The organism is Dactylosporangium sucinum (assembly GCF_014647515.1).
GTDB lineage: Bacteria > Actinomycetota > Actinomycetes > Mycobacteriales > Micromonosporaceae > Dactylosporangium > Dactylosporangium sucinum.
Map to the genome: position 1 here is coordinate 23,815 of NZ_BMPI01000060.1, position 20,078 is coordinate 43,892.

The 20,078-nt window shown below is 74.0% G+C and carries 23 protein-coding genes; 8 read left to right on the forward strand and 15 right to left on the reverse strand.

The features are described from left to right. Positions 1-28: 28 nt before the first annotated feature. The 3 genes from IEZ31_RS42040 to IEZ31_RS42050 are packed head-to-tail and all read right to left on the reverse strand — an operon-like array spanning position 29 to position 3,255. Entirely contained in the window at positions 29-2,167 is a 2,139-nt protein-coding gene (locus IEZ31_RS42040) for a heavy metal translocating P-type ATPase (RefSeq protein ID WP_190255720.1), read from the reverse strand. Then, on the reverse strand, positions 2,167-3,048 hold the full coding sequence (locus IEZ31_RS42045; RefSeq protein WP_190255721.1) for a DUF8832 domain-containing protein: 882 nt from the start codon (positions 3,046-3,048) through the stop codon (positions 2,167-2,169). The genes IEZ31_RS42040 and IEZ31_RS42045 overlap by 1 nt, the downstream gene beginning before the upstream one ends. A 3-nt stretch (positions 3,049-3,051) precedes the next feature. Further along, positions 3,052-3,255 (reverse strand): heavy-metal-associated domain-containing protein, encoded by a 204-nt coding sequence (locus IEZ31_RS42050; protein ID WP_190255722.1) that lies wholly within the window; start codon positions 3,253-3,255, stop codon positions 3,052-3,054. Between the two features lie 167 nt (positions 3,256-3,422). Between IEZ31_RS42050 and IEZ31_RS42055 the strand changes: the two genes are divergently transcribed. Then, entirely contained in the window at positions 3,423-4,517 is a 1,095-nt protein-coding gene (locus IEZ31_RS42055) for a DNA polymerase III subunit beta (RefSeq protein ID WP_190255723.1), read from the forward strand. Positions 4,518-4,963: 446 nt separating this feature from the next. Here IEZ31_RS42055 and trxA read toward each other — a convergent pair whose 3' ends face one another. Both trxA and IEZ31_RS42065 read right to left on the reverse strand, forming a co-directional pair. Continuing rightward, positions 4,964-5,395, reverse strand: a complete 432-nt coding sequence (trxA, locus tag IEZ31_RS42060; protein WP_190255724.1) for a thioredoxin — start codon at positions 5,393-5,395, stop codon at positions 4,964-4,966. A gap of 176 nt (positions 5,396-5,571) precedes the next feature. Next, positions 5,572-6,246: a TetR/AcrR family transcriptional regulator gene (locus tag IEZ31_RS42065; protein WP_190255725.1), complete on the reverse strand. Its 675-nt coding sequence runs from the start codon at positions 6,244-6,246 to the stop codon at positions 5,572-5,574. A gap of 87 nt (positions 6,247-6,333) precedes the next feature. On the opposite strand from IEZ31_RS42065, the gene IEZ31_RS42070 reads away from it, so the two are divergent. Then, positions 6,334-7,515 (forward strand): FAD-dependent monooxygenase, encoded by a 1,182-nt coding sequence (locus tag IEZ31_RS42070; RefSeq protein WP_190255726.1) that lies wholly within the window; start codon positions 6,334-6,336, stop codon positions 7,513-7,515. Positions 7,516-7,701: 186 nt separating this feature from the next. Continuing rightward, a complete protein-coding gene (locus tag IEZ31_RS42075; RefSeq protein WP_190255727.1) occupies positions 7,702-7,896 on the forward strand; it encodes a hypothetical protein in 195 nt (64 codons plus the stop codon). A 274-nt stretch (positions 7,897-8,170) separates the two neighbouring features. On the opposite strand, the gene IEZ31_RS42080 is transcribed toward IEZ31_RS42075, so the two are convergent. Next, on the reverse strand, positions 8,171-8,722 hold the full coding sequence (locus tag IEZ31_RS42080; protein WP_190255728.1) for a DUF6939 family protein: 552 nt from the start codon (positions 8,720-8,722) through the stop codon (positions 8,171-8,173). A gap of 112 nt (positions 8,723-8,834) precedes the next feature. Here IEZ31_RS42080 and IEZ31_RS42085 point away from each other — a divergent pair, with 112 nt between their 5' ends. The 3 genes from IEZ31_RS42085 to IEZ31_RS42095 all read left to right on the forward strand — a co-directional run bounded on the left by IEZ31_RS42085 (position 8,835) and on the right by IEZ31_RS42095 (position 10,293). After that, on the forward strand, positions 8,835-9,248 hold the full coding sequence (locus IEZ31_RS42085) for an ATP-binding protein (RefSeq protein WP_190255729.1): 414 nt from the start codon (positions 8,835-8,837) through the stop codon (positions 9,246-9,248). A 65-nt stretch (positions 9,249-9,313) separates the two neighbouring features. After that, complete coding sequence (locus IEZ31_RS42090) at positions 9,314-9,640, forward strand: STAS domain-containing protein (RefSeq protein WP_190255730.1); 327 nt, start codon at positions 9,314-9,316, stop codon at positions 9,638-9,640. A 26-nt stretch (positions 9,641-9,666) separates the two neighbouring features. Further along, the gene (locus IEZ31_RS42095; RefSeq protein WP_190255731.1) at positions 9,667-10,293 is read left to right on the forward strand and encodes a hypothetical protein; all 627 of its coding nucleotides are present in this window, start codon (positions 9,667-9,669) and stop codon (positions 10,291-10,293) included. Here IEZ31_RS42095 and IEZ31_RS42100 read toward each other — a convergent pair whose 3' ends face one another. The 7 genes from IEZ31_RS42100 to IEZ31_RS42130 form a co-directional block, all read right to left on the reverse strand. Beyond that, complete coding sequence (locus IEZ31_RS42100; protein WP_190255732.1) at positions 10,294-10,596, reverse strand: hypothetical protein; 303 nt, start codon at positions 10,594-10,596, stop codon at positions 10,294-10,296. Between the two features lie 49 nt (positions 10,597-10,645). Next, a complete protein-coding gene (locus IEZ31_RS42105) occupies positions 10,646-11,512 on the reverse strand; it encodes a GNAT family N-acetyltransferase (protein ID WP_190255733.1) in 867 nt (288 codons plus the stop codon). A 20-nt stretch (positions 11,513-11,532) separates the two neighbouring features. Continuing rightward, complete coding sequence (locus IEZ31_RS42110) at positions 11,533-11,946, reverse strand: hypothetical protein (RefSeq protein ID WP_190255734.1); 414 nt, start codon at positions 11,944-11,946, stop codon at positions 11,533-11,535. A gap of 23 nt (positions 11,947-11,969) precedes the next feature. After that, entirely contained in the window at positions 11,970-12,551 is a 582-nt protein-coding gene (locus tag IEZ31_RS42115; RefSeq protein WP_190255735.1) for a DUF4184 family protein, read from the reverse strand. A gap of 54 nt (positions 12,552-12,605) precedes the next feature. Then, positions 12,606-13,505 (reverse strand): sugar phosphate isomerase/epimerase family protein, encoded by a 900-nt coding sequence (locus tag IEZ31_RS42120; RefSeq protein WP_190255736.1) that lies wholly within the window; start codon positions 13,503-13,505, stop codon positions 12,606-12,608. 120 nt (positions 13,506-13,625) lie between these two features. Next, positions 13,626-14,135, reverse strand: coding sequence for a DUF3592 domain-containing protein (locus tag IEZ31_RS42125; protein WP_190255737.1), 510 nt, complete (start codon positions 14,133-14,135; stop codon positions 13,626-13,628). Positions 14,136-14,167: 32 nt separating this feature from the next. After that, positions 14,168-14,698 (reverse strand): FBP domain-containing protein, encoded by a 531-nt coding sequence (locus tag IEZ31_RS42130; RefSeq protein ID WP_190255738.1) that lies wholly within the window; start codon positions 14,696-14,698, stop codon positions 14,168-14,170. 37 nt (positions 14,699-14,735) lie between these two features. Between IEZ31_RS42130 and IEZ31_RS42135 the strand changes: the two genes are divergently transcribed. Then, positions 14,736-15,380, forward strand: coding sequence for a TetR/AcrR family transcriptional regulator (locus IEZ31_RS42135; protein WP_190255739.1), 645 nt, complete (start codon positions 14,736-14,738; stop codon positions 15,378-15,380). Here IEZ31_RS42135 and IEZ31_RS42140 read toward each other — a convergent pair. Beyond that, positions 15,368-15,754, reverse strand: a complete 387-nt coding sequence (locus IEZ31_RS42140; RefSeq protein WP_190255740.1) for a hypothetical protein — start codon at positions 15,752-15,754, stop codon at positions 15,368-15,370. The genes IEZ31_RS42135 and IEZ31_RS42140 overlap by 13 nt on opposite strands. Positions 15,755-15,925: 171 nt before the next feature. On the opposite strand from IEZ31_RS42140, the gene IEZ31_RS42145 reads away from it, so the two are divergent. Further along, on the forward strand, positions 15,926-18,853 hold the full coding sequence (locus tag IEZ31_RS42145) for a glycosyl hydrolase (protein WP_190255741.1): 2,928 nt from the start codon (positions 15,926-15,928) through the stop codon (positions 18,851-18,853). Here the strand turns inward: IEZ31_RS42145 and IEZ31_RS42150 are convergent. Then, entirely contained in the window at positions 18,850-19,605 is a 756-nt protein-coding gene (locus tag IEZ31_RS42150; RefSeq protein ID WP_190255742.1) for a dienelactone hydrolase family protein, read from the reverse strand. The genes IEZ31_RS42145 and IEZ31_RS42150 overlap by 4 nt on opposite strands. Positions 19,606-20,078: the final 473 nt, after the last annotated feature.

Below are 20,078 nucleotides of genomic sequence, written 5' to 3' on the forward strand. Positions count from 1 at the left end.
GCCGGGGCCGCCGCCAGCAGGACGCGCATCAGCGGAACGCCCGCAGCCGCAGCGAGTTGGCCACCACGAACACCGACGACAGTGCCATCGCACCGCCCGCCAGCATCGGGTTGAGCAGGCCGGCCGCCGCGACGGGGAGCCCGACGACGTTGTAGGCGAACGCCCAGAAGAGGTTTCCCTTGATGGTACCGAGGGTGCGCCGCGACAGCCGGATCGCGTCCACGGCGGCGAGCAGGTCGCCGCGGACCAGCGTCAGGTCGGCCGCCTCGATCGCGGCGTCGGTGCCGGTGCCCATGGCCAGGCCGAGGTCGGCCTGCGCGAGCGCGGCGGCGTCGTTGACCCCGTCGCCGACCATGGCGACGACGTTGCCCTCGTCCTGCAGCCGCTTGACCACGTCGACCTTGTCGGCCGGCAGGACGCCCGCGATCACCTCGTCGATGCCGACCTCCGCGGCGACCGCCCTCGCCGTGGCCTCGGTGTCGCCGGTGAGCAGCACCGGCCGCAGCCCGAGCGCGCGCAGCTTGGCGATCGCCTCGCGGCTGGTCGGCCGTACCGCGTCGGTGACGGTGAGCGAGCCACGGTACCCGCCGTCCCAGGCGACGTGGACGCCGTCGGTGTCGGGGGCGTCGATGCCGTGCTCGCGCAGCAGTCGCGCCCGCCCGGCGAGCACCGTGCGGCCCTCGACGGTGCCGCGGACGCCCAGCCCCGGCAGGTTGGCGAAGTCCCGCACCTCCGGCAGCGGGCCGCGCTCCTCGGCCGCCTTGGCGATCGCCCGGCCGATCGGGTGCTCCGAGGCGTGCTCGACGGCGCCCGCGATCCGCAGCAGCTCGCCCGGGTCCTGGTCGTCGGCCGGCCGGATCTCGCCGAGGGTCATCCGGCCCTCGGTGACCGTGCCGGTCTTGTCGAGCACGATCGTGTCGACGCGCCGGGTCGACTCGAGCACCTCGGGCCCGCGGATGAGCACGCCCAGCTGGGCGCCCCGGCCGGTGCCGACGAGCAGCGCCGTCGGGGTGGCCAGGCCGAGCGCGCACGGGCAGGCGATGATCAGCACGGCCACGGCCGCGGTGAAGGCCGCCGCCGGGCCGCCGCCGGTGCCGAGCCAGAAGCCGAGGGTGCCGACGGACAGGGCGATGACGATCGGCACGAACACCCCCGAGATCCGGTCGGCGAGCCGCTGCACGGCCGCCTTGCCGGTCTGGGCCCGCTCGACCAGCTCGGCCATCTTCGCGAGCTGGGTGTCGCGGCCGACCCGCGTCGCCCGCACGACGAGCCGCCCGCCCGCGTTGACGGTCGCGCCGGTGACGGCGCTGCCCGGGCCGACCTCGACCGGCACCGACTCGCCCGTGAGCATGCTCTGGTCGACGGCGGAGCTGCCGTCCTCCACCACGCCGTCGGTGGCGATCTTCTCACCGGGGCGTACCACGAACCGGTCGCCGACCCGCAACTGGCCGACCGGGATCCGGGTCTCGACGCCCTGCCGGACGACGGCGACGTCCTTGGCGCCGAGCTCCATGAGCGCGCGTAACGCCGTGCCCGCCTGCCGTTTGGCGCGCTGCTCGAAGTGGCGGCCGGCCAGCAGGAACAGCGTCACGCCCGCGGCGGCCTCCAGGTAGATGTCGCCAGCGCCGTCGCCGCGCTGGATGGTGAACTCGAACGGGTGCGTCATGCCGGGCATGCCCGCGGTACCGAAGAACAGCGCGTAGACGGACCAGGCGAACGCGGCCAGGGTGCCCAGCGACACCAGCGTGTCCATGGTGGCCGTGCCGTGCCGGGCGTTCTTCCAGGCGGCCTTGTGGAAGGGCCACCCGCCGTAGGCGACGACCGGCGCGGCGAGGGTCAGGCTCGCCCACTGCCAGTACTCGAACTGCCACCGGGGGACCATGGCCAGGGCGATGACCGGGACGGTGAGGGCGGCGGTGATCCACAGCCTCGGGTCTCGCTCGTTGCCCGTTTTTTCGGCTTTTTTCACGGTGTAGCCGGTTTTTTCGACCGTGGCGACCAGGTCCTCCGGCGTCACGTGCTCGGTGAAGGTGACGCTGGCCTTCTCGGTGGCATAGTTGACCGTCGCTGTTACGCCGTCCATGCGGTTGAGCTTCTTCTCGATCCGCGTGGCGCAGCTCGCGCAGGTCATGCCGCCGATGCTCAGCTCGATCCGGTTGGTGGCCATCAGTGGTCCGTTCCCGCGGTGAACTCGGCGGTGTGCACCGTGCCGCCGTGCTTGAAGTCGAGGTACAGGCGGTACCGCCCCGCGCTCGGGACCTCGGCCGCGAACGTCGTGCCCTTGACCGGGTGCACGTGGAGGTAGGCGAGGTCGCCGTCGCGCAGCGCGACGAGGTGGCCCTGGGCGCCCAGGTAGGGCTCCGGGTCGACCGGCCGGCCGTCGCGGCTGACGGTGAAGTCGAGCGTCGACGCGCCGCCGGGGTGCAGCTCGCCGCGCAGCTCCACGGTGTACCCGTCGACGGTCGCGGTGTGTGCCGCCGGCGGCAGGGGCTGCGGCCGGAAGTCGCCCGCCGCGGCGACGTCCGCGCCGAGGGTCAGGCCCTGCTCGCTCCCGTCCGGCCGGAAGTCGGCGAACACCCGATACTGCCCGGGCTGCGTGACCTGCAGCGGCACCGACCAGGTGCCGTCCTGCGCCCGCGCCGGGTGGACGTGCTGGAAGCCGGCGAGGTCTCTTCTGACGGCGATGAGGTGGAGCTCCTGCTCATGCTCCACGCTGTACCGCGTGAGCGGCGTGCCGTCCGGGCCGTCGATGCGGAAGCGGAAGTCCTGCTGGGTGCCGGCGGTGAGGCTGGTGGTCAGCGGGACGAGGGTGTAGCCGTCCTGGCTGATCTGCAGCCCTCCCGGTGGCTTGGCGTCGTTGCCGTGGCTTTGGCCGTTGTGCTCGTCCTGCTGGGTTTCGGTTCGGCCGTGCGCCTGTTCGGTGGGGCCGTGGGCCGGCTGGGACGCCGGGGCGGCGATCGGGCCGGTCAGGTGGCCGGCGCCCAGCGAGGCGGCGAAGACGGCCGCCAGCCCGGCGGCGAACGCCCCGAGCTTGAGCGGCGTGCGCATGACTCAGCCCACCACCGCGTAGCCGGCCTCGTCGACCGCCTCCCGCACGGCGGCGGCGTCGAGGGGCTGCTCGCTGGTCACGGTGACCGTCCCGGACCCGAGGTCGATCCGCACGTCCCGCACCCCGTCGAGCTTGAGCAGCTCCCCGCTCACCGAGCCCACGCAGTGCTGGCAGGTCATTCCGCTCACCGTGTACGTCGTTTCCATCAACCCGTTCCTTCCGTGCGGTGCTCTTACCCTACCCCCTGGGGGTACCAATGTGCTTCAAGGATTACCCCCCGGGGGTATGCGCGTCAAGGTTTTTTGCCGTCCGCCTTTTGCCGTCCCGCTTTGTCGTCCGGTTTTTGTCGTACCCGCGGGCTACGGTGCGGGGCATGGATGTCGACGTGGATGCGGGAGCGCTGGCCGACGCGGCCACCCTCGCCAACCGCCTGCTCACCGGTCGTTCCCCGCAGCCCGTCCACGGCGCGGTCCGCCTGCACGCCACCGGCCCGGCGCTCGAGCTGTCCGCGACCGACGGCACGCTGACCCTGCGCCTGACCGTGCCCGCCACGGTCCGGGAGCCGGGCGAGGCCGTCGTGCCGCGCCGCGCCCTGGCCGAGACTCTGGCGGGCCTGTCCGCCCCGACGGCCCGCCTCGCCGTCGAGGGCCGCCGCCTGGCCGTCCGCGTCCCGTCGGCCCGCTTCGCCCTCCCGCTGCTCGCCGACCCCTGGCCCCCGCTGCCCGCACTGCCCCCGCCCGCCGCCACCCTCCCGGCGGCCGACCTGCGCTCGACGGTGGCCGCGGTCGCCGGCGCCGCCTCCCGAGACGACGCCCTCCCGATCTTCACCGGCGTCCGCCTGCGCACGACGGAGGCCGGCCTGTCCCTGCTCGCCACCGACCGCTATCGCATGGCGGCCGCCACGCTGCCCTGGCCGTCCACGACACCGCTGGAGACCCTGGTCCCGGCCACGGTCCTGACCCGCGCCGCCTCCGCCCCGTCCCGCGCCGACGAGGTGACCCTGCACGCGTCCCCGGACCTGTTCGCCGTCTCCTGGCCGGCGGGCAGCCTGCTGACCCCGACGCTCGGCATGACGTATCCCGACGCCCAGTTCGACCGCCTGCTCTCGACCACGCCGGAGTGCGTCGCCGAGCTGGAGGCGGACGCGCTGGCCGCGGCCGCCGACCGGGCGGCTCGCTACGCGGGCCCGCACGGCCGGGTGACCCTCCACGTGATCGACGGCGCCGTCCTGGTCCAGGCCTCGGATCCGCTGCACGGCGAGTCCGAGGAGACGCTGAAGGCCACCGTCCACTACGGCCAGGGCACCCGCCACTACCAGGCCCGCCTCCTGGCCGACGCGGCCCGGGCCTTCGCCCACGCCCCGGTCCACGTCCGCATCCAGGAGTCCAACCGAGCCACGGAACTGACGTCCCCGGCGACGACCCTCCGCTACCTGGTGGTCCCCATGCGCCCGACCGAGGCCACCTGACCGAGCTTCGCGCTGTGTGCGCTTCGCGCTGTGTGCGCTTCGCGCTGTGTGCGCTTCGCGCGTGGCCCGTTGCTGCTTGGCCCGTCCTGCGCTGCACCGGTGCTCGGACTGGCTCGTGCCTGGTCCGTGCCTGGTCGTTCGGCCCGGGTTCATGATCGCGGACGTTTTTGTGTCGCGGGCGACACAAAAACGTCCGTGATCATGAACGGCCCTCGCGGCGAGCCGTGGGGGGTTGCGTTCGGTCGACAGGGCGGGGAGTCGTCGGTTGCCGTTGTCGCCGTGTATTCGTCCTGCGGCCCGGATCGAAGGGCAGCGGGCCGCAGGGGCATGCCGCGCGGTCGGACTGATGGGGCCGCGCCGTGGGTGTGGGCGGCCTCGTCGTCGTTGTGGCTCGACGTGGTGCGGGAGCGGACGGCCGCCGGGGACAAGCGGGTGCTCACCAGGGGCTAGGCCGATGCGAGGGTCTGCTCGACCCACCGGCGCAGCGTGGGGGCCGAGGCGGCGCCGGACTGGCGGGCGATGGTCTTGCCGTCGCGCATGAGGATCAGGGTGGGGACGGCGCGGACGTCGAAGCGGCGGGCCACGGCCGGCGCCTGGTCGACGTCGACCTTGACCAGCTTCACGACGCCGGCCAGGTCGGTGGCCACCCGTTCCAGGGCCGGGCTCACCATCCGACACGGGCCGCACCACGTCGCCCACAGGTCGACCAGGACCGGGACGGCGGCCCGGTCGGCCACGTCGCCGAAGGTGCGGTCGTCCGCGTGGGCGATCCACGGCAGCGGCTCCTTGCAGGACCCGCACACCGGCTTGCCCGGCGCGGCGGCCGGCACGCGGTTGCGCTGCTTGCAGTTGGGACAGGTGACGATCTCAGCGGACATGACGGTACGACCTCCTCGGCTCCCTATGACGCCCGGGCGGGCTTCCGCATTCCCGAACGGGGCGTCATGGGAGGACGACCAGTACGGCGGGTCAGGCGGCGTGGTGGAGCTCGTGGCCCTCGGCGAGCGGGCGGTCGGTCACCCGCGAGTGGGTGAGTACCCCTTCCGCCCGGCGGTCATGCCGGGATGCGGGCGGCCAGCCCGTCGAGCAGCAGCGCCAGGCCGAACTCGAACGCCTGGTCGCCGGCGCCGGCCGCCGCCGTCTCGGCCAGCGCCGCGAGCAGCTGCGGGAACCGGTCGCCGTGCCGGGCCAGCGGCGCCGCGATGGCCGCCGACAGCGCGGCCTCCGGGCGGTCGGCCGCCGCGCTCTGCTGGACCAGGGCCCGCACGTGGCCCGCGAGGACTGCCACGGCGTCGAGGCGCTCCGGGCCGGCCAGCGGCGTGCCGGCGAGCGCGCCGAGGGCGGCCTCCATCCAGCCGAGCTCGACCGGGCCGACCGGGCGCGGGCCGACCGTCGCCTCCAGGGCCCAGGGATGCGCGAGGTACCGGGCCAGGAGCGCCCGTGCCCACGTGGTGAGCGCCGCCCGCCAGGCGCCGGGAGCCAGCGCCGGTGGCGCGCCGACCGCCTGCTCCACCATCAGGGCGACCAGCTCGGCCTTGCCGGGGACGTACCGGTACAGCGACATCTTCGTCACGCCCAGCTCGGCGGCGACCCGGTGCATGGCGACCGCGCCCAGGCCCTCCGCGTCGGCGATCGCGATCCCCGCCGCGACGACGCGGTCGAGGGTGAGCGTCGGCTTCGGGCCTCGCGTCGCCGGCCGCGGGCCGTCCCAGAGTAGGTCGTGGTCCACAGCACTCCCCTTGGCGAATAACTGCGTCCATGGTACACAATAAAAACCGAGTCCATGGGACACAGTTTTTCGGGAAGGGACCCCACCATGCAGACCGTGCTCATCTCCGGCGCCAGCATCGCCGGGCCGGCGACCGCGCTGTGGCTGGCCCGCCACGGGTTCCGGCCGACCGTCGTGGAGGTCGCGCCGGCCCTGCGCGCCGGGGGCAACGCCGTCGACTTCCGCGGGCCCACACACCTCGGGCTGCTGGAGCGGATGGGGGTGCTCGACGACCTGCGGGCGGTACAGACGGGTGGGACCGCGATGCGGTTCGTCGATGCCGCCGGGCGCCGGCTCATGGAGCTGCCGGCCGACTTCGCCGGCGGGGAGATCGAGGTGCCGCGCTTCGATCTCTCACGGGTGCTGTACGAGCGGAGCCGGGCGCACGCGGAGTACCTCTTCAACGACCGGATCGTGGCGATGGCCGACGGCCCGCAGGGCGTCGACGTCACCTTCGCGGGCGGGGCCAGGCGCACGTTCGACCTCGTGATCGGCGCCGACGGGGTGCACTCGGCCGTGCGCCGGCTGACGTTCGGGCCGGAGGAGCGGTTCGTGCGGCACCTCGGGTACTACGTCGCGACCTGGGAGCTGCCCAACCACCTCGGGCTGGGGCGCGACTCGCTGGTCTACAACGTGCCCGGCCTCATGGCGAGCGTCGGCGGCGACCATCGCGACCCGTCCCGCGCCACCGCCTTCGTGGCGTTCGCGTCGCCGCCGCTGCGGTACGACCGCCACGACCGCGAGGCGCAGCGCCGGATCCTGCTGGAGCGCTTCGCCGGGCTCGGCTGGGAGGTGCCGCGGCTGCTCGACGGCCTGCGCGCCGCCGACGACTTCTACTTCGACGCGATCTGCCGGGTGGACGTCTCGCCCTGGTCGCGCGGCCGGGTGGCGCTCGTCGGCGACGCCGCGGCCGGCGCGACGATCGGCGGCATGGGCACGGGCACGGCGATCGTGGCCGCCTACGTGCTCGCGGGCGAGCTGGCGACCGCGCCCGACCACACAACGGCCTTCGAGCGCTACGAGCAGCGGCTCGCGACCTTCGCCCGCCGCGCCCAGTCCGGCGGCGACACCACCGGCCGGTTCCTCGCGCCGCGCACCGCGTGGGCGGCCTGGCTGCGCAACTCGGTGCTCAACAACCGGGCCGGGCTCGGGCTGCTCATGCGGATGGCCGACGACCGCGCCACCCGCATCGAGCTGCCCGACTACCGGGTGCCTCAGGCGACGCCATAGGGCGCGAGCACGCTGTCCGAGCCGTCCCACGTCCGCACGCCGAGCAGGCGCGGCGTGCGGGCCGTGGGCGGTGCGGCGTGCGGTGACACCGGACGAAGAACCTCCTCGGACCCCGCGCCGAATCACACGGCTGTACTTCTGGATCAAGCCTTTGTGCAGGTGGAAGCGCGGTTTAAGGTCGCGAGGGTGAAGGTCATCGGCACGATGCAGACTCCGGACGGCGGCTGGCGGGTGGAAGTGGTCCGCCACGCGAGCGGCAGCCGCTGGTACCGCGTCGTGCACGGCGACAACGTCATCGACTACCTCACCATCACGCGCGTGGCCGAGCTGCTGTCCCAGGCGGGCATCGACCTGAGCGACCTGGCCGAGCCGGCCGCCTGACGGGTCCCGCCCGTTCCGATCCATGCCCCAGCGGGGCACGGGAGCGCGCGAGGCGCCCAGTCTGCGGGCGGGCGCGGCGCGGCGGCGGTGCGGCGCCCCCGACCGCGCGGAACAGGCCGACCCGCGCCGCGCGGCGCCCGCCGCTGTGCCCCGCGCGCTGCCGACCCGCCGGGCTCGGCCCGTTGCCAGCGGCGCGCGCCACGCTGGTGAAGGGCCCCACGTCGTCCGGCGGCGCGCGCCGGGCCGGTGGGAATCCACTGTGGACTGCCGCGCATCAGCCGGGCCAGGTGTCCTCCAGGTGGTGGCGGATCAGGGCCGCGTGGGACAACGGCGTCGACAGGTCGGTCACGTCGCCGTTGGTCGTGTAGTCGAGCAGCACCACCGTCCCGCCGTCCGCTAAGGCGCGCAGCTCGGCCAGCTCGGCAGCGGCGTGGTGGGTGAGGACCCAGTAATACGACGGGAGGTAGATGCGGCGGCGGGCCGTTTCGTAGTCGAGGAGGGTGTCGCCGCGCAGGCCCGCGCGGTGGCCGTGGACCGCGCCGAAGCGGCGGGTCGTGCGCTTCAGGCCCGTCATCGTGGTCAGGGTGAGCTTCGCCGGGTCGACGTCGGCCGTGTCGAAGACCTTCAGGGCCTGCCAGACGCCCTCGACCGACTGGGCCTCGACGCCCGGGGTGAAGGGCACCGGGATGCCGCCGTGCGGGTAGAACGGGCTCAACCTCACCCACGGCTGCGGGGCCCTCGACGTCACGTCCACCATCGCGGCGCCCGGGAACGCCGCCGCCACGGCCGTCGCGCTCCGTCGCCGGCTCACCACCTCGATCCCCATGCCCCGCATCATGCCCCCCAGGTACGACACTTTCCGTTAGCAAACCCGGGCCGCTGGGTACCGCGAAGACCGAACCGGCCGCCAGGGGAGGGGTACCGTGCCAGCCAACGCGATGCGTCTGCAGTTCTCGCTCGACCTGCCGCGCGACGCGGCCATGGTGGGGGTGACGCGCCGCACACTGGACGGGGCGCTCGCCGGCGCCGGCGTCACGCGGGACTGCCGCGACGACATCCAGCTGGCGCTCACCGAGGCCTGCGGGAACGTGGTGTCGCACGCGTCGCTCGCCAGTCAGTACCACATCGACGTCACGGTCGACGAGGACGAGTGCGTCATCGAGGTCACCGACGACGGCGGCGGATTCAACCCCGGGAGCGTCCGCCCCGCGGGGGAACTGAGCGAGAGCGGCCGCGGGCTGCAGGTCGTCGCGGCGCTGGTGGAGCGCCTGGATGTGGTGTCCGTCGAGGAGACGGGGACGCTCGTGCGCTTCAGCAAGCACCTGACGTGGGACGTCGCCGACGGGCGGTAATCGGCCGTTCGGCCGTATGATTCGACCGGAAGTACGAATTGGGCATCGAGAAGGGCAGTGGCGGAATGCAGGTCACCTCTGCGGTCGACGGGTCGCGCGCCGTCGTCAAGGCGAGCGGCGAGCTCGACGTCGCTACCGCGCCGGAGCTGCGCGCCTACCTGCACGAGCTGGTCGACAACGGTGCCTCGACGGTCGTCGTCGACCTCACCGACGTGGGGTTCCTCGACTCGACCACGCTCGGCGTGCTGATCAGCGTGCACAAGCGGCTCGTCGAGACGGGCGGCGTCGTGGAGCTCGTGGTGCCGCACGCGCGCCTGCTGCGCATCTTCCAGATCACCGGCCTGGACCGCGTGTTCACCATCCACGCGTCACCGGCCGACGCCACCGTGTAGTCGCATCCGGTCGCCACAATCGGGCGATGCGGAGAACCTGGCGGCTCGCGATCGCCCTACCGGCCCTGCTCGCCATGCTCGGCTGCCTCGGCCCGTGCGCCGACCTCATCGACGAGTCGGTCGAGGACGTGCCGGTCGAGTACAACCTCTGCTGCGTGAACGCGGGCGTGGACCGGCTGGCCCAGATCACCGGCGTCCAGCCGGTCACCGTGGCCGACGGCGTGCTGACCGGCGAGACGCGCGGCATCCGGGTCGAGGCCACGGCCGTCACCCGCACGCTGCACATCGACAAATCGGACTTCGACTCGGACACCGACGGCATGGTGCCGCTCGACGACGCCCACGAGTACGTCGCGCTGCTCGTCAGCCGCGTCCCGGACCGGCCCGTCGCCACCCACCCGTGGCGCGACCAGCACGGCATCGCCGTCTACGCCACGCCGGCGGACGCCTGGCCGGAGCCGCGCTGGGAGGGCACGCCCCGCATGGTCGACCCGCACAACGGCAAGGACGTGCGGTCGAAGATCATCGTGCTGCGGGTGCCGGTCGGCAGCACCGTCGTGTACACCCTCGACCTGCAGCGACGCCTGCCCGACCGCCCGGCGATCGACCTGCGCACCGGCGCCCGCGGCGGCTATCCCGCGAAGCCGGCCTGATCACCGCGGGCAGGCACCGCTGCCGACCACGGTGTTCGTGGTGGCGTCGAGGATGATGTACCGCCCGTGCTCCACGATGTTCAACCGCCCGCCCGGGATGGGCCGCCCGGTGCAGTAGCTCGGCAGCGGGATCGTGCGCGCCGCGGTGACCGGCGACGGCGCGCTCGGCGGAGCCGCCAGCGCGAGCGCCACCAGGGCGAGCACGCGCCCGGCCCGCCCCGGCGCGGACGCGACGGCACGCCGGGCCGGCCGCCGGCGCCCGACGGCGGGCACCGCGGGCGTGTCGAGGTCGATGACGGACATCGCCCTCGATGCTAAGGCCTCGTCCGCACGATCCCGCACCGCAGCGTAGTCAGGCCGCCACGCGTGGGACACCAAGTTTTCGGACGCCGCCGTCGAGGACGGGAACGTAGCCGAGGCGGGCGTACAGCCGGTTGCTCACCGGGTTGGCCAGGTCCGTGTACAGCACGCACCGCTGCGCCCCGGCGTCGAGCGCGCGGGCCGAGGCGCCGGCCACGCAGGCCGCCGCGTAGCCGTGGCCGCGCCGCGACGGCGGCGTGTAGACGGCGCTGAGCCGGACCACGCCGCCGACCGGCCGGGTGCGCCACAGGAACGACACCGGCTCCCCGCCGGCCCGCCAGAACCAGCACAGCCCGCCGGCCGCGAGCCGCGCCGCGGCGGAGGCTTCGGACTGCTCGCTGGACGTCCCGGTCTCGACGCCGAACGCCCGCACCCAGTCCAGGACGAGGCCGAGGTCGGCCGGCGTGGCCTCGGCGAGGCTCCCCGGCACCCCGACCGGCGGCCGGAGGGTGTCGAGCACGTGCAGCCGGTTGCGCCAGCCGGTGACCTCCGCCGCCCCGTAGCCGTCGGCGAACGCCTCCAGCTCGCCGTCCGCGCCGTTGACGGCGTCGAGCCCGGCCAGCTCGGCCGGTGCCGAGGCCACGTACGCCCCCAGGAACCGCGCGGCCGCGGGGTCGGGCGCGCTGACGAACATGGCCCGCGGCGGGGTCCAGAGCGCCGTGCCGGCGACCGTCCCGCCGCGCATGACCCGCAGCCAGACGGCGTCGCCGGGGTCGAGCCCGTCGCGCAGGAGCCCGTCGACGAGCGCGGCCGGCACCGTGTTGCGGACCGGGTCGCGCACCAGCCAGTCCAGGGCCGCCGCCGCGAACGACCGCACGTCCGGGTCCCGCACGCAGGTGAACCCCCCGAGCTCCGCCATGCGGCCATCGTCGCAGACGCTCAGCCCCGGGCGCCCGCTCCGGCGTACTCACGGGTGGTGACGGGCAGGTGAACGGGTGCGAGCCGCCGGGTCCGCCACTGGTAGGAGGCGGTGACGACGGCGAGCGACCACCCGTACACCCCGACGGCGAACGAGGTCCAGGAGTCCGGCCAGGCGGCCACCCCGAGCGTGCCGCCCACGAGCGCCGCGACCGCGACCGGCCAGGCGACGGCCAGCATCCGCCCCCGCGGCCGCGGTGGCGTCCCCGGCCGCACGAGCACCAGCAGGAGCGCCGCGGCGGCCCCGGCCGCGGCCAGCCGCAGGTACCCGCCGCCGCCCGTGACCAGCGGGATGGCCACCGCCGCACACCCGGCGAACCCGTACCACCGCACGAGCCGCGGCGGTTGTCCACTGTGGACCCGATTCTCCCCCATGCTGAGAGCCTGCATCGAGGACGCTAAGAGGTTCCTGAGCGAACCTGTGAATCACTCAGGAAGCGCGTCACCAGCGCCGCGACCAACAGCCCGGCCGCGCCGAGCTCCAGCAGCCGCACGATGACCGCCTGCGGCGCCGTGAACCAGGCCAGGAACGGCTGCACCGCGAGCCCCGGCACCCAGACGGCGAGCGCGGCGGTCCAGAACACGGCCGGCCGCCGGGCGGCCACCGGCACCGCGGCGACCCCGTCCCGCAGCCAGCCGGTCCGCCCGGCATGCAGCGCGACCGCGAGCACGACCAGCGCGCCGGCCACGGTCGACCCGTAGTGCAGTACCCGCCACCACGGCTGCCCGGCGAACGCCGTCGCGTCGAGGAAGGTGAGCCGCTCGGTCCCGCGGTCGGCGTTCGCGGCGTGCGTGACCAGGTCCCACAGCCGGTGCGACACCGCGCCGAGCCAGGCGCTGAGCACCGTGATCGCCCACGGGTGCCGCCGGGCGGCGAGGGCCGCGTAGTCGCCGACCGCGAACCGCCGCAGCGGCCCGCCCCGCGGCAGGTGCGCCACGACGACCGGCGCGGCGGCGTGTGACGGGAAGGTCAGCGGCATGCCGTGATGCTGTCGCGCGTGGTCCCCGCCGCGGAAGGACCTTCACCAAACCTCCTAGAAGCGGAGGCCGGCCAGGTAGTTGTAGCCGTTGCGGGCGGTCGTCAGGGCCTCGGCCGGCGTGCGGGGCGGGCTGCCCGCGTCGTCGCGCTCGACGATGTACTCCACCAGGCCGGCCTCGCGGGCGTGCTCGAAGATGCGGCCGAAGTCGATCAGGCCCGCGCCCGGGTCGGCGAACGACGCGTTGGTGTCCAGGTCCTTGACGTGGACCTGGCGGATGCGGCCGCGGTGGCGCTGGATCAGGTCGACCGGGTCGGCGGTGCCGCGCCAGGCCCAGAAGAGGTCGACCTCCAGGTGGACCAGATCCGGGTCCGTCTCCGCGGTGAGGATGTCGTAGCCTCGGCGGCTGCCGCCGTCCTGGCGCACGAACTCCAGCTGGTGGTTGTGGTAGCCGAAGTCCAGGCCGGCCCGCTTGGCGAGCAGGCCGGCGCGGTTGAGGTCGCGGGCCATCGCGTGGTACTTCGCACCGTCGCGGATCGGCTGGCCCGTCGCGAAGTCGAGGCCGAAGAACGGGTGCACGACGTAGGTGTTGCCGACGACGTTGGCGTCCTCGAGCGCCCGCTCCCAGGCGGACGCGTCGAACGGCTGGGGGATGCCGACGTGCCCCGACGTGGCCCGCAGCCCGGCGGCGTCGAGCGCGGCCCGGAACTGGGCGGCCGTGCGGCCGACGAAGCCGGCGTGCTCGACCCGCGTGTACCCGATCGCGCGCAGCTCCCGCAGGCTGGCGTCGAGGTCGATCGCGAGCTGGTCGCGCAGCGTGTAGAGCTGGACGCTGATCCTGTCGCGCGGCACCCGGTCGGGCCGGTGGGCGGGTGCCGCGCCGGCGGAGCCGAGCAGGGTGGTGGAGGCCGCCGCACCCAGGGCAGCGGCACCGAACAGTTGACGACGGCTCGGCATGGCGGTGCCTTTCTCGTCTGTTCGGCCGGCCGTTACGGCGCGGCCGCCGCGCTCAGTCGCGGATGTATGTCAATCTTTCGATCACGCCACCCTACGGTACTGCTGGGATGAAGGAAAGATTCAACCGAGCAGACCGATAGTCAGGTCCACCGCGACAGAACCGCCGACGCGGCGCGGCTCCTGCGCGTGCTCCCAGTCGACCACCGCCACCGAGGGGTCGGCCGGGTCGTACCGGACCGGCAGCAGCACGCCCGGCCCGACCAGCCGGACGAGCGCGGGCGGCACGACCTGCCGCACCCGGGCGGCGACCGGCCCGGCCGGGGTCGGGATCGCCAGGTCGATGCGGGTCACCTGGTGCTCGTCCGGGTCGGCCGACAGGTCGCCGACCGCCACGACGGTCGCCAGGGCCGGGGTGCCGGTGCGCAGCACCCGCCGCTGCCGGGCGAGGTTCCGCGCGCCGATCACGAGCAGCGGCAGGCCGGTGGCGAACAGCGCGACCGCCACCGCGGCGACGGCGAGGAGTTCGACGCCGCGCAGCGCGAGCGCGACGAACGACAGCAGGACGGCGACCGGCAGCAGGATGAGGCCGGTGAGGCGGGCGGCACCGGCGCCCGAGTTGAGGCTCGACACGGCGACCAGCATCGCCGCCCGCCCGCCGGCCGTCAGTCGGGTTCCGTGCCGGCCGGCTGTTGCGCCGACGACACCAGGATCTGATCCAGGAACGCCGCCAGCTTGCCGCGGGTGCGCCCGATCTGCTCGTCCAGCGACAGCGTCTCGTCGAACCGGCCGCCGAGCTCCGGGCGCTTCTTTCCCCGGATGTACAGCGAGCAGGCCAGGTCCGTGCACACGTACAGGCCGATCGAGTTGCCGTCGCGTCCGGCCTGCCCGGCGCGGCGCCCGGTCATCATCGTCACGCCCGGGCCCGGGTGGGTGGTCAGGCACAGCGAGCACATGCCGCGGTGCAGCAGGCCGCGCCGCTGGGCCGCGATGCGCAGCGAGACGCCGACCAGGCGGTCGCCGTGCTCGGCCACGAGATAGGCGCGGTCCGGCGCGCCCGGATCTCGCCAGCCGAGGAAGTCGAGGTCGGCCCAGGGCCGCTCGGCGAGGTCGCGCGGCAGCGCCGCCCGCTGGGCCTCGCCCTTGGAGCAGTTGACGAACGACGTGCGGATGTCGCGGTCGGAGAGTGCCTTCACGTTGCCCGACGGTACGTTGCCTAGATACCCTAGGCAAATGGTTATCAACTCTAGGAAGGGGCTCACGACCGAGATCGTGGTCAAGGCGGCGGCCGACCTCGCCGACGAGGTCGGGCTGCCCGCCCTCACGGTGTCGGCCGTGGCGCGGCGGCTCGGCGTGAAGGACGCCAGCCTGTATTCGCACGTGAGGAGCCTCGACGACCTGCGCACGCGGATCGCCCTGCTGGCCGCGGAGGAGATGACCGACCGGATCGCGTTCGCGGTCGTGGGCCGGTCGGGCAAGGACGCGCTCGTGGCCTTCGCCGACATGTACCGTGCCTTCGCCGTCGAGCGCCCGGGCCGCTACGCGGCGACCCAGCGGCCGCTCGACCCGGCGGTGACCGAGGGCACGGCCGCCATGTTCCGCAGCGTCGAGCTGACGCACGGGATGCTGCGCGGCTACGGCCTGGCCGACCCCGACCTCACCGACGCGGCGCGGCTGCTGCGCAGCGCCTTCCACGGCTTCGCGGTGCTGGAGAGCAACGGCGGCTTCGCCCACCCGCGCTCGCTCGACGACTCGTGGCGCCGCGCCCTCGACGCCCTGCACCACACGCTGGTGCACTGGCCGGATCACGCCCCGGAGAGCGCTCCGGAGAGCGCCGCGGAGAGCGCTCCGGAGAACGCCCCGGATCACGTCTCGTAGCGGATCGACCGCCAGGCGGTGAAGGCCCAGCGCAGGTCGGCGTCGGCGCTGACGAACACCGTGCGCACGTAGCGGCCGTCGACGAACGTGTATCCCCACAGCGTGTCGGGGAAGAGCCAGGCCGCGCGGTGCCCGATCCCGTCCCGGCCGGCCTCGCCGAGCCGGCCGGTGGACCCGGGCGGCACCTCGCCGGCGAGCGCCGCGAGGAGGTCCAGCTCGCTCACGTCGCGCGAGCCGGCCGTCGTCACGTCGAGCACCTGCAGCAGCCCGGCCGGCCCGGTCCAGACGGCCGGGCGCTGCGCCTGGCGCTGCCGGCGGCGCTCCCACGCCCCCGCCAGTTCGACGGTCCACCGCTCCGTCAGCCGCATCCGCATGCATCGAGTGTGCCGCGCCCGCGAGCCGAGAGCGCTCTCAAAACGTTTCCGCAGGTCAGACCGTGAGTAGAGAGCGCTCTCCGCGAGCTGGCCATTGACATCGGTCGCCGCGGTCCGCATCATTCGCAGGGACCTGTGGAAGCCGCCACTTCAGACGACACGGAGTCCTTCATGCGCCTTGCCCGAGGCCGGCCCTTCGCTGCCGGCGCGATCGCCGTCGCGGTGGTCGCCACCGTCGTGACCTTCCTGACGCTCCCCGACGCCGAGGCCGCCACCCTCGGCTCCGGCAGCTACGCCACCTCCCGGCCGGCCGGCACGTCCGGGCCCACCGGCTGCGGCAGCGTCGGCACCAACCCGCGGCAGTTCGTCACCGCCAACGCCCCCTCCGGCCCGGTGCCGACCAACGACTGGTGGTCGGCGCTGCTGTTCAAGCGCACCGAGTGCGCCTACTCGACGCCGCTGCACGCCCACCCGATGTCGTTCCAGCCGAGCGCCGGCGGTCTCGGCGTCGGCTACACCACCGACGCCGCGATCTCCGGCACGGCCACCGGCGTGGGGGAGTACCACTACCCGTACGCGACCGAGTTCACCCTCGGCGTCACCGGCCTCAACGCGCCGAACACGCTCGTCGACGGCTGGACCGACTGGACGGTCACGCCGTCGTGGTCCGACGGCGCCCGCACCCTGCGCGCCACGATCGGCCACGGCCTGCCGTTCGTCTACGCCCGCACCACCGGCGGCAACGCCCAGCTGAGCTTCGGCGGCGCGCCGGCCGTGTGGTCCAACAGCGGCAACCGGATCGGCTTCACCGTCCGCGGCCACGACTACATGGCGTACGCCCCGACCGGCGCCACCTGGACGGTCAGCGGCACCACGATCACCTCGGCGCTCGCCGGCCGCGACTTCTTCTCGGTCGCGCTGCTGCCCACGACGCCGTCGACGCCCGCCGCCGACCGCACGGCCCTGGCGAACACCTACGGGCAGTACGCCCACAACCACGTCACCGGCACCCGCGTCGGCTGGTCGTACAACCAGGCCACGAGCACGGTGAACGCGACCTACACGTTCACCACGACGGCCCGCGAGGGCAGCGGCTCGGGCACGGTCGTCGCCCTCTACCCGCACCAGTGGAAGAACCTCAGCGGCAGCACGCCGATCACGCAGACCTACGTCTCCCCGCGCGGGGCGATGAAGGTCCTGACCGGCGCCGGAGCGTTCACGACGGCCACGAAGTTCCAGGGTGTACTGCCGGAGATCCCCGCCGTCGCGACGTCCTCGGGCGCCGACCTGACCACCCTCGGCGGCTACCTCGACCAGGTCGCGACCGGCGACCCGCTCGCCGGCTTCGGCAACGACACCTACTGGACCGGCAAGGGCCTCGGCCGCGCCGCCCGCGCCGCCGAGATCGCCGACCAGCTCGGCCGCACCGCGCAGCGCGACAGCCTGCTCAACGCGATCCGCACCCGGCTCACCGACTGGTTCACCGCCGGCTCCGGCGAAACCGGCCGGCTGTTCGCCTACGACGCGGCGTGGGGCACGCTCATCGGCTACCCGGCGTCGTACGGCTCCGACCAGGAGCTCAACGACCACCACTTCCACTACGGCTACTACATCGCGGCTGCGGCGACGCTCGCCAAGTTCGACCCGGCCTGGGCCGCCAACGGCGCCTACGGCGGCATGGTGAACCTGCTCATCCGCGACGCCAACAACCCCGACCGCAGCGACACGATGTTCCCGTTCCTGCGCGACTTCGACATCTACGCCGGGCACGACTGGGCGTCCGGCCACGGCTCCTTCGGCGCCGGCAACAACCAGGAGTCCTCGTCGGAGGGCATGAACTTCGCCAACGCCCTGATCCAGTGGGGCATCGCGACCGGCAACACCGCCGTGCGCGACGCCGGCCTGTACATCTACACCACCCAGGCGCAGGCGATCCAGGAGTACTGGTTCGACTCCCAGAACCAGAACTTCCCGGCCGCCTTCGGGCACAACACCGTCGGCATGGTCTGGGGCGACGGCGGCGCCTACGCCACCTGGTTCAGCGCCGAGCCCGAGATGATCCAGGGCATCAACATGCTGCCGGTGACCGGCGGGTCGTTGTACCTGGGGTACCGCCCGTCGTACGTGACCACCAACTGGAACGAGCTGGTCACGAACAACGGCGGCCAGCCGACGGTGTGGCAGGACATCCTGTGGTCCTTCCAGGCCCTCGGCAACGGCGACCAGGCCCTGACGAACCTGCGCAACAACCCCGGCTACACGCCGGAGGAGGGTGAGAGCCGGGCCCACACGTTCCACTGGATCCGCAACCTCGCGGCCCTGGGCCAGGTCGACACCACGATCACCGCCAACACGCCGCTCTACGCGGTGTTCAACAAGAACGGCGCCCGCACGTACGCGGCGACCAACCTGGGCACCGCCCCGATCACCGTCACCTTCTCCGACGGCCGCACCCTCACCGTGGGCGCCGGCAAGACGGCGACGACCGGCGCGTGGACCTGGAGCGGTGGCAACGGCACCAGCACCCCGCCGTCGAGCCAGCCGCCGTCGTCGCCGCCCCCGTCGAGCCAGCCCCCGTCCAGCCCGCCGCCGTCGAACCCGCCCGTGGGGTCGAACCTGTTCTACCTGCGCGGCGGCCCGGCGCTGTCGACCACGGCCGGCACCGCGGCCGGGACGCAGACGATCACCGCCGCCAACGGCAACTGGGACGGCAACCCGCACAACCCGGTCACCTACCAGGTCTGCGGGATCACCGGCAGCCTGAACGGCGGGTCGACCGCCTTCACGTTGCACGTCGACGCCGGAACGGCCGTGGCGCAGGGCGTCCAGGCTCGCGTCTCGTACGACTTCACCGGCGGCGGCACCTACGGCCGGGTCGAGACCTACCGCTACTTCGCCACCGACCCGGTCGTGGGCACGGAGCAGTACACCCAGGCGGTCGGCCTCGCCTCGTCCAGCGGCACCCTCGCGGCGATGAACCGCGGCTGCGTGCGGCTGGAGCTGTGGAACGCGATCGGCAACGCCAGCACCACCGTCCGCATCGACGCCTCGGCCGCCAACGGCCGCCAGTCGACGCTGACGATCCCCTACACCGTCTAGGTGTCCGCCGGGGCGGGGCCGTCAGCCGGCGGCCCCGCCAGGTGGGTCTTGAAGAACGCGACGATCCGCGCCCGGGCGTCGGCCGCCGACGGCTCGTGCGGCCCGTACCGCAGGACCGGCTTCGACAGCCGCACCAGCAGCGGCGTCGGGTCGCCGGCGCCCCTGTGGTCGTTGAGGAACCCGTGCCCCGCGGCCGCGTACTCGCGCACGTCGCGGGGCACGTCGTTGGCCTCCAGCGCGCGCTCCAGACGGTCCGCGGCGCCGCGCAGCGTGAGGTCGCGGGCGCCGAAGCTGGCCACCACCGGGCAGGCGCCGGCCAGCGCCGCCGCCGGGTCCTTCGGCAGCATGCCGTAGTTGGCGCTCACCGCGCCGAAGCCGTGGCCGGGCGCGAGCAGCAGCGCGAACCCGCCGCCCAGGCAGAACCCGACCACCCCGATCCGGCCGGTGCAGCACGGCCGCTCGGCGAGCCAGCGGCGGACCGCCTCCACGTCGTCGAACGTGCGGCCCGAGCGGCGGCGCAGGTCGCCGACCGCGGTGCCCAGGCACCGGAGTCGCCGGCCGTCGAAGAACAGGTCCGGCGCGATCGCCAGGAACCCCTCCCGGGCCAGCCAGTCGGCCTGGTTGCGCACGTCCTGCCCCATGCCCATGGCGTCGTGGATGACGACGACCCCGGGGTGCGGGCCGGGCCCGCGCGGCGTGGCGATGTAGACCGGCATGGTGCCGTGGCCCGTCTCGATCGCGGCGGCCGTCATCGCCGTCAGCCCTCGAGCCCCGGCAGATGCATACGGGAGATGGTGGCCCGTCCGTGACCGCGCTGCAAGCCCTTGCGCGGCCGTTGAGACTGGAGGTGTGACAGCTGACGATCGGCCGCTGCGGCTGCGCCCGGCGGTGCCCGGCGGCGACGGGGAGCCCGACCTCCCCGAACCGCCGCCGGTGGATCCGGTGCGGGTGCGGGCCCTGGCCGCCGGGATCGGCCGGCCCGGCGTGCCGGTGAGCCTGCGCGAGGCCCGCGACCAGCCGAACGGCGGCGCCGGCACCGGGCACTGGCAGCGCCACGCCGGCCGGCTCGGCGCGGCCGTCGAGCGGTGCCGGGCCGCCGTCGACGGGGTGCCGCCGGGCGCCGTCCACGACGAGCTGACGCGGCTGCTGCACGTCGTGGAGCTGCGCGCGGGGCGGTACATCCGGATCGCCGCGGTCGGGCAGGCGGTCGCCCCCGACGACGACA

Excerpts from the sequence above, each read along its gene's own strand:
- IEZ31_RS42040 (WP_190255720.1), bottom strand. The coding sequence starts at position 2,167 with ATGGCCACCAACCGGATCGAGCTGAGCATCGGCGGCATGACCTGCGCG.
- IEZ31_RS42045 (WP_190255721.1), bottom strand. The coding sequence starts at position 3,048 with ATGCGCACGCCGCTCAAGCTCGGGGCGTTCGCCGCCGGGCTGGCGGCC.
- IEZ31_RS42050 (WP_190255722.1), bottom strand. The coding sequence starts at position 3,255 with ATGGAAACGACGTACACGGTGAGCGGAATGACCTGCCAGCACTGCGTG.
- IEZ31_RS42055 (WP_190255723.1), top strand. The coding sequence starts at position 3,423 with ATGGATGTCGACGTGGATGCGGGAGCGCTGGCCGACGCGGCCACCCTC.
- trxA (WP_190255724.1), bottom strand. The coding sequence starts at position 5,395 with ATGTCCGCTGAGATCGTCACCTGTCCCAACTGCAAGCAGCGCAACCGC.
- IEZ31_RS42070 (WP_190255726.1), top strand. The coding sequence starts at position 6,334 with ATGCAGACCGTGCTCATCTCCGGCGCCAGCATCGCCGGGCCGGCGACC.
- IEZ31_RS42080 (WP_190255728.1), bottom strand. The coding sequence starts at position 8,722 with ATGGGGATCGAGGTGGTGAGCCGGCGACGGAGCGCGACGGCCGTGGCG.
- IEZ31_RS42085 (WP_190255729.1), top strand. The coding sequence starts at position 8,835 with ATGCGTCTGCAGTTCTCGCTCGACCTGCCGCGCGACGCGGCCATGGTG.
- IEZ31_RS42090 (WP_190255730.1), top strand. The coding sequence starts at position 9,314 with ATGCAGGTCACCTCTGCGGTCGACGGGTCGCGCGCCGTCGTCAAGGCG.
- IEZ31_RS42095 (WP_190255731.1), top strand. The coding sequence starts at position 9,667 with ATGCGGAGAACCTGGCGGCTCGCGATCGCCCTACCGGCCCTGCTCGCC.
- IEZ31_RS42100 (WP_190255732.1), bottom strand. The coding sequence starts at position 10,596 with ATGTCCGTCATCGACCTCGACACGCCCGCGGTGCCCGCCGTCGGGCGC.
- IEZ31_RS42105 (WP_190255733.1), bottom strand. The coding sequence starts at position 11,512 with ATGGCGGAGCTCGGGGGGTTCACCTGCGTGCGGGACCCGGACGTGCGG.
- IEZ31_RS42110 (WP_190255734.1), bottom strand. The coding sequence starts at position 11,946 with ATGGGGGAGAATCGGGTCCACAGTGGACAACCGCCGCGGCTCGTGCGG.
- IEZ31_RS42115 (WP_190255735.1), bottom strand. The coding sequence starts at position 12,551 with ATGCCGCTGACCTTCCCGTCACACGCCGCCGCGCCGGTCGTCGTGGCG.
- IEZ31_RS42120 (WP_190255736.1), bottom strand. The coding sequence starts at position 13,505 with ATGCCGAGCCGTCGTCAACTGTTCGGTGCCGCTGCCCTGGGTGCGGCG.
- IEZ31_RS42135 (WP_190255739.1), top strand. The coding sequence starts at position 14,736 with ATGGTTATCAACTCTAGGAAGGGGCTCACGACCGAGATCGTGGTCAAG.
- IEZ31_RS42140 (WP_190255740.1), bottom strand. The coding sequence starts at position 15,754 with ATGCGGATGCGGCTGACGGAGCGGTGGACCGTCGAACTGGCGGGGGCG.
- IEZ31_RS42145 (WP_190255741.1), top strand. The coding sequence starts at position 15,926 with ATGCGCCTTGCCCGAGGCCGGCCCTTCGCTGCCGGCGCGATCGCCGTC.
- IEZ31_RS42150 (WP_190255742.1), bottom strand. The coding sequence starts at position 19,605 with ATGACGGCCGCCGCGATCGAGACGGGCCACGGCACCATGCCGGTCTAC.